The organism is Candidatus Schekmanbacteria bacterium RIFCSPLOWO2_02_FULL_38_14 (assembly GCA_001790855.1).
Lineage (GTDB): Bacteria > Schekmanbacteria > GWA2-38-11 > GWA2-38-11 > GWA2-38-11 > 2-02-FULL-38-14-A.
In genome coordinates, this window is record MGDH01000001.1 from 101,035 (window position 1) to 108,728 (window position 7,694).

Sequence of the window (7,694 nt, forward strand, 5' to 3'; positions counted from 1 at the left end):
AAAGAGAGCTTTGTTTTTGCGGAGGTAGTTTATGAATAACTTAAAATTAAACCAGTTACACCCCGGGAGCAAGATTATCCTGATTTCTTTTTTTGTCCTGATTCTTGTAGGACTGTTGCTGTCAATGAGTACGGCAAGCAAAACTGTCAAGATTCGCCAGGAAAAGGCAAAAACCCTTGGTGTAAAGTATGATGATTTTTTTGATGAGGATGATAAGTTTCTGCACTTCAAGGATGCTCATGTCCATCTTTTCGGACATGCTCTTGTCTACTTGTCTGTAGCTACTGTTTTCTGCTTTTCAGGGGCAAAGGAGGTTTATAAGATTTTAACCGGGGTAATTATGCTTATCACCCTTCTTGTCCATACTTATGCTTTAATAAATTTAAAAATTCCCATTGAGATAGTGGCAATGGTGGTTTATACATTACTTTTAATATATATGATGCTTAGTTCTGTTATAGCAATGTACAGAAAAGAAGGTAAGGATTAAGAAAAAACTTAATCCTTCATTTTTAATACTTAAGAGGTTGTAGAAAATCTCCAATCAAGGTTAAATTGCATATAACAACTATTTGTAGAAACAGACCTTTAGGTCTGTTAATAACTGGTCTAAAGACCAGTTTCTACATTTTCCAACAGTCTATTAATACTTGAAAAAACAGATTATGCGTTTAGGCTTCTCAACACACTACTACGTTTACGAGTCTCTTGATACAGCCCATATTGATGAAATAAAATCACTCGGGTATAAGGAAGTTGAACTGTGGGGAATGGCACCAAATATTGACCTCAGGGACAAAGAAAGAATTGAGAGGGTTAAATATTGTTTGGAAAAAAATGGAATAAGAGCAGCCTCATTCCACGGACCTCTCTACCGAAGAATATCTGACTCTCCTGCAAGAGAATGGCTTTATCTGTCATCATCTGATGAACATAAGAGAGAAGAATCTGTTAGCAGGAATCTTGAAATAATCAGTTTGATGGCTGACTTTAATTCCTCAATACTTGTAATCCATTTTGACCTTGAAGAAGGGGCGATGATTTCCAGGGCATTTGATAATTTCAGAAAAAGCATTGATGTGATTCTCTGCAAAAACCCAAAAAAAGGAATAAGAATTGCAATTGAAAATACTAACGAACATACCACTTCAGGAAAGCTTATGGATTTTATCAGGGACTATCCGTCAAAAGATGTTGGAATCTGTCTTGATTTGGGGCATGCAAACATGTACGAAAACCCCTGTGACGCAATAAAAATCTGCGGTAAAAGACTGATTCACACCCATTTATCTGACAATGATGGAAAGGGAGATTTACATCTTATTCCTGGCAAAGGGAATATTGACTGGAAAAAAGTCACAAAGACTGCCTCTGAAATCGGATACAATGGACTTCTGATGTTAGAAATCAGGAAAGAAGCAAGCCTTGAATATCTTGAAGCAGAAAAAATAAAAGCAATCCTTGGTATCTAAGAAAGTCTTATGCGTGTCATTGCGCGTGAGTGCAATTGTCAAAACAATCTCTTCATAAGAAAATTTTGATACTCATATATTCTGCTTGTTTGCTGATAGGTGAAATGGTTACCTTGAATTTCTAACGGGGTTGACAACAAAAGGATATTGATTTATAATTAAACTTTCAATGTTAGAAATGTATAAACGTTCTGAAGAGCTTTGGGAATTCTCAGAGAATAAAGAGAATAGACTTTTATCACTTTTTCTATATATCAAGAATTTTTCTAAAGGGAAAATACTATGAAAATGCTGCTTACATCTATTTTTGGCCCATTTGGCGTTGATGATCAATATGGTGAAAAAGAAAATAAAATGGAGTTATTCCATAATCAGGTAACGCGGGAACAAGGTGTTTTTTCGTATCGCTTCAACCATGCCAGTCACGGTCTGTATTTTATCGCAGAAAACATAGACGTTCCAACTACGGTGCTGGATTTTCCGACGCTGAGGCGTTTCAAAAAGGAATTGAAAAAGGGGTATGATTATATAGGCATAAGTTTTATTGTGTCGAATTTTGAAAAAGCCAAGAAGATGGCGCAACTTGTCCGGGAAATCTCGCCTGATTCAAAAATTGTATTAGGGGGACACGGCGTTAATATACCAAATATTGAAAATATGATCGAGCATGATTTTATCTGCTACGGTGAAGGTCTTGGCTTTTTGAGGAATCTTTTTAACGAAGACCAGAACAAACCAATAAAACACCCCCTGTCATACAGCTCATTCAATCGTGAAGTCATGGGAGTGCCCTGGGCAGCAAATGGCGGTATTTTAATAACAGGAGTCGGATGTTCGAATAAATGCCGTTTTTGCTCTACGTCTCATTTTTTTGGTGAATACATTCCGTACTTAAAAACAGGAAAAGAAATTTTTGATGTTTGCTGCGAATATGAAGACAAACTCGGCATAACTGATTTTGGGGTTCTTGATGAAAACTTTCTGAAATCCAAGGATCGCGCGCTTGAGTTATTAGAAATAATGGAGAAGGAAGGACGATATTTTGCATTTGCTATTTTCAGTTCAGCAGAAACCTTGGCTGATATCGGAGATCTCGACATACTTGTGCGGCTGGGTATTAATTTCATCTGGATCGGGGTTGAATCAAAAAAGGAAATATATGAAAAAAACAAGGGAACAGACTTTCATAACCTTTTCAAAGAACTTAAGAGAAGAGGCATTTCGGTTATGGCTTCTGCCATCCTTTTTCTGGAAGACCATGACAAGGAAACAATTTGGGATGATATAAAATTTGTAACGTCCTTAAATCCTGATTATCTTCAGTTTATGCAGCTGGTACCAGTTCCGGGGACGACGCTTTATAAAAATTATAAAGAGAAAGAAAAACTCCTTCCTGATGTTCCGCTTCTTACTCAACACGGGCAGAAGAATATTTGCTTTCATCATGAGCACTTCACTCCTGATGAATCAAATGAATTTCTCAAGGAAGCTTTTATTTTTGACTACCAAAAGAACGGTCCGTCTTTAATCCGGGCAATACAGACATCACTACAGGGTTATGAATATTGCATTAATCATACGGATCCAAGAATAAAGCTAAGGGTTGGTAAATTTAAATCAATGCTGGAAATGATGAGGTGTTTTCTTTTTGGTTCGAGAATATTTTGTCAAAATGATGTAACAAAAAATATGCTTGCTGAAATTAGAAAAACTTATAACAAACTCCTGGGAAAAACTAGCATTAAGACATTTGCTTTATCGCTGATATTTACCCTGTTTTCTGTTAAAGAGTATTTAAGAATTACTTTTTTTACAGATGTGAGGCAACCAAAAACATTTTATAAGAAAATAGATAAAAGCATATTGAAATCTGCAGAACAGGAAACTGCACCTGACGGCAATTACGCTTCCCTCCAATGCGAAAGATGAACCCCGCTTCACAGCTTTACCCCTCACTGTAAAAGTGCGGGGTTTACACTCGTGGCTTCCTGTGGAGCGGGGTGAACTTAAACCTGACTCAACGCTTCGCTATCGCTCGTAATGTTGTTTAAGAGGATTTTTCCAGAAATTTCTCAAAGATAGTTCTGAAAAAGTCCATAGAAAGTCATTGCCTGCCTACCGCAGGCAGGCGATGAGCGATAGCGACGTGGCAATCTCATATCATTCAGTATAATCATCATCATATTTTTATTGACAACTTATGCAGTTTTAGATTTGCTTTCTTTTGTCTTATAAAGTTTCACTGCCAAAAAATATCTCTTTCTTCATGAGGTATTAAAATGAAAGCTGCGGGATTAAAAACAGGGTTTATTATATCTATTTTTTTTATAATCCTGCTCTGTCCTTTCAGGCTTTTTGCCTCAGGTCCACCTGTGAGCGGGCTTCAGGTAACATTCAGTTCAGGGGTTGACCCCTATGGTAATTCGAGAATAGATGTTGATATTAGCTGGAGTCCATGGGTTTTAATGATTCAGTGTAGCCCAAACAGCCCGCCAAAAAACGCGCTGATGGAATATGTTGTTACAATTGCTACTTCAAGAGAGGTAAAGAACTGTATAAGTGGTGGCGTATCAGGAGGCGGATTTTTAAAAACCAATGAAACTAGTTATCATACCTCAATTTCCCCCGATGCACTTTATTTTAGTGTATCAGTTTGTGCTATTCATATTTTGGAAAACTGTCAGGGCTCTACATGCTCTCCTTCTGCAGAATGGTCACATACTTTTTCATGTGATTACGTAGACCTTCCAAATATGCCCCATGATAACTGTACCACAAAGCTCGGGACTGCCGGAGAACCAGTAAATGTTTTTAATGGGCAGATGTATGTTACCCATACGGATTTCACTCTTCCAGGGAGAGGTCTTGACCTTAGTTTTACCCGCACTTATTCAAACAGGTTTCAAATACCTTCGCAAAGCACTCTGGTAGTATCAGGGAGTAAATCGCGCGGAGAGGCAAAATATATTGAAAGGACTAGGGTAGGGTGCCTTGTAGGTGGATATCCTTTTTCTCCTTTAACTTTGGATAATCTTAGCAATGGAATTCCTGTTGGATACGGATGGACACACAGCTTAAGCCAGCATCTTGATTTCCTCCTTGATGGCAAGATGATAAAATACTTTGATGAGAACGGAACAAGTCAGTATTTTAATCAATACAAGAATGGCTCCACTGATACTTTTTATTCTCCAGCACAAAGCTGGACAACTTCAACACTTGTCAAAAACCAGGATGACACATATACAATTTCAAAAGAGGATTTACATTATAGGTTTGATTCAAGTGGCAGGCTCATAGAAATATCTGATTCTTATTCAAACCAAATATTCTTGGTATATGATGGGTCAGGCAACTTAACGACAGCTATTGATACCCTTGGCAGACAGATTACCTTTCAGTATGATGCAAACAAAAGGCTTACAAGCATCGCCGGTCCTGACGGCACGCTTGCAAGTTATGAGTATTCCCCTTTGGGGCTTCTGACAAAAGCAATCTATTCTGATAATACGAATATAACTTACCAGTACGGCGATCCTTATGATAATATGAACCTTACAAAAATAATTGACCAGAACGGGCATAGCTATAACTACACTTATGATAATCTCGACAGAGTAACAGAGGTTACACGTGACAATTCAAATGAGAAAATAACCTTTTCCGACTATAATACCATAAAGCCTTATTACTACTTCTATCCTCCTGATGCACCTGTAATGTCAGCTCCAATTCAGACTACAACAGTAACCAACTCCCGCGGATATACAACAACCTATAGCTATATAACAAAAGGTAACGGATTTGAAGGCAATGGTCTTCCTTTAATGTATCAGATTTCAGGTGTTGGATGCTCAAGCTGTTCAGAAGGGAATCAGACAAATATCTGGGCTCCTGATGGAAATATGGTTAGCTCAACAGATGCAAGCGGAATGACCACAAAATACGAAAATTACGATTCAAGAGGCAATCCTGCAATCATTAAAAAAGCCTATGGAACCTCTGATGAACAGAATGAATCCTACACATACCACCCGGTGCTGAACAGACCCATTTCTGTTACAAGGCGAAGTGTCTTAAACTCAGGCTTTAATAAGGTAACCATCTTTGACTATGACAACGACTACGACAATATTCCAAATGAAAACCCTACATTCAGAATCTCAAGATTTGTTGAAAAGGGACTTGCAAAAAACGAAAATGGCGAAACAGAAGCCTATGAATATGTTACAACTTATAATTACAACTCACTCGGACAGTTGCTTTCAGTTGATGGTCCAAGAACAGATGTGTCCGATGTTACAACATTTACATATTACCCTGATGACCCATTCTATGGTTACAACCGTTCCCGGCTTTTTCAGATAATAGACCCTTCAGGAAATATTTACGCCTATTCAAACTACGATATCTACAGCAACCCCGGACAGGTTATTGATGCGAACAATGTTGCGACCAATTATACATATGATTCAAGAGGAAGATTAAAAACCATCCTTATAGAAACCAGCCTGACACAGATTTTTTATGATCCAAAAGGAAATGTTGATTATATAATTCTACCCGAAGGCAATATCGTTGACTATACCTATGATGTTGTTGACAGATTAACAGGAATTACAAAAATCTCTTCAGGCTCTGCTCCAATTGAATCAATCACCTATACATACGACACAGAGGGAAACAAAACCTCAGAAACCATCAGGGCAGGGGATATAAATGGCACAATAAAAAGCCATTCCGATTTTGAATATGACCAGTGGAATAAACTGACAAAAATTATTCCTTCTGCTGATAGCCCTTCAAAGTTTTTTAAATTTTTCAATCTCCCAAATGGACCTGTTTCAAAAGAAAAAGATGGCAATACAACAGACGGCCTCTGGTCAGCAGAGTACATCTATGATTCCATGCTGAGATTAAAGCAGATAAAAAACCTTCCCGCTAATTTCATCACCGGCTTTCAGTACGATTCCCAGAATAATCTGACGCAGATAACGGACGCCAATGGCAACGCCACTAATTACACCTATGATGATATGGGAAGGCTTGTAAGGACCCAGTCTCCTGATACAGGAGTTACTTCCTATAGCTACGATTCAGCAGGCAACCTGATTTCAAAAACCGACGCAAAGGGTGTTACTGCAAGCTATACTTTCGATTCAGCAAACCGTTTAACAAATATTGACCTTCCGGGAACAAATGATGATATAATATTCTCCTATGATTCCATATCAGTATCAAAGGGAAAGGGGCGGCTTACAGGAATGAACGATGCTTCAGGAGAAACTCTTTACTTCTATGACTCTCTTGGAAGGATTACAAAAGAGGAAAGGGATATTGATTACCTCTCCTATGCAACAAACTACTCCTATGATAAAAATGGAAATCTGACAGGAACAATCTATCCATCAGGGATATTTGTCCATTATGCCTATGATGGCGCAGACAGAATTGCAGGGGTAACAATTACAGGAAACCAGCTAAACAGCGTGATAAATGCAGAATATATTCCATTTGGAGGATTCTCCTCCATTGCCTATGGCAACGGCGCATTAACAAATATTTCCTATGATAAGCAGTACAGAGTAGCTAATTTAGCTATAGGAAATCAGCTCTCATCACTCAGCTACCAGTATGACAACAACAGCAACATTACAGGAATCACTGACCTGTTAGCGGCTTCAAAAACAAAAACCTTCTCTTATGATTCTCTTAACCGTCTCACCGCCTCAACACAAAACACAGGACAATATTTTCGAAACTACACCTACGACCCTGTTGGCAATAGATTGTCTGAAACTAAAAACAATAACACCACAACCTACACTTACTCAGCCAACCGATTAACCTCTTTAACCCGAAACCCGCAAGTTGAAACCCGAAACTTCTCCTACGACTCAACCGGCAACATTACCTCAGATGGCGAGAAAAACTTTATCTACAACCAAAGCAACAGGCTGGCAAGAGTCACAGAGAATGGAGAAACAAAAGGTGAGTATGTTTATGATGGAAGAGGAAAGAGAATCCTGAAAGAAATAAAAGGAAACTGGTTTGTTTATCATTATGATACTAATGGAAACATCATGTCTGTTTCTGACAGGAATGGAAACACCATTGCGGATTATATCTACATTGGAAATGAACGGGTAGGAATGCTTTTGCCGGAAACTGAAACAGAGGCTTCGGGGGCGTATAAGAAAGTAGCAAGCAGCAAGGGTCATG

4 protein-coding genes are annotated in these 7,694 nt (G+C 38.3%); all 4 read left to right on the forward strand.

The genetic code is table 11. From position 1 onward, the window contains the following. Nucleotides 1-31: 31 nt before the first annotated feature. Entirely contained in the window at nucleotides 32-490 is a 459-nt protein-coding gene (locus A3H37_12065) for a hypothetical protein (GenBank protein ID OGL51773.1), read from the forward strand. 175 nt (nucleotides 491-665) lie between these two features. Continuing rightward, entirely contained in the window at nucleotides 666-1,472 is an 807-nt protein-coding gene (locus tag A3H37_12070; protein OGL51774.1) for a hypothetical protein, read from the forward strand. A 282-nt stretch (nucleotides 1,473-1,754) separates the two neighbouring features. Next, nucleotides 1,755-3,401, forward strand: a complete 1,647-nt coding sequence (locus A3H37_12075; protein OGL51775.1) for a radical SAM protein — start codon at nucleotides 1,755-1,757, stop codon at nucleotides 3,399-3,401. Nucleotides 3,402-3,751: 350 nt separating this feature from the next. Beyond that, the coding region (locus A3H37_12080; protein ID OGL51776.1) for a hypothetical protein at nucleotides 3,752-7,694 on the forward strand (3,943 nt) is incomplete at its 3' end.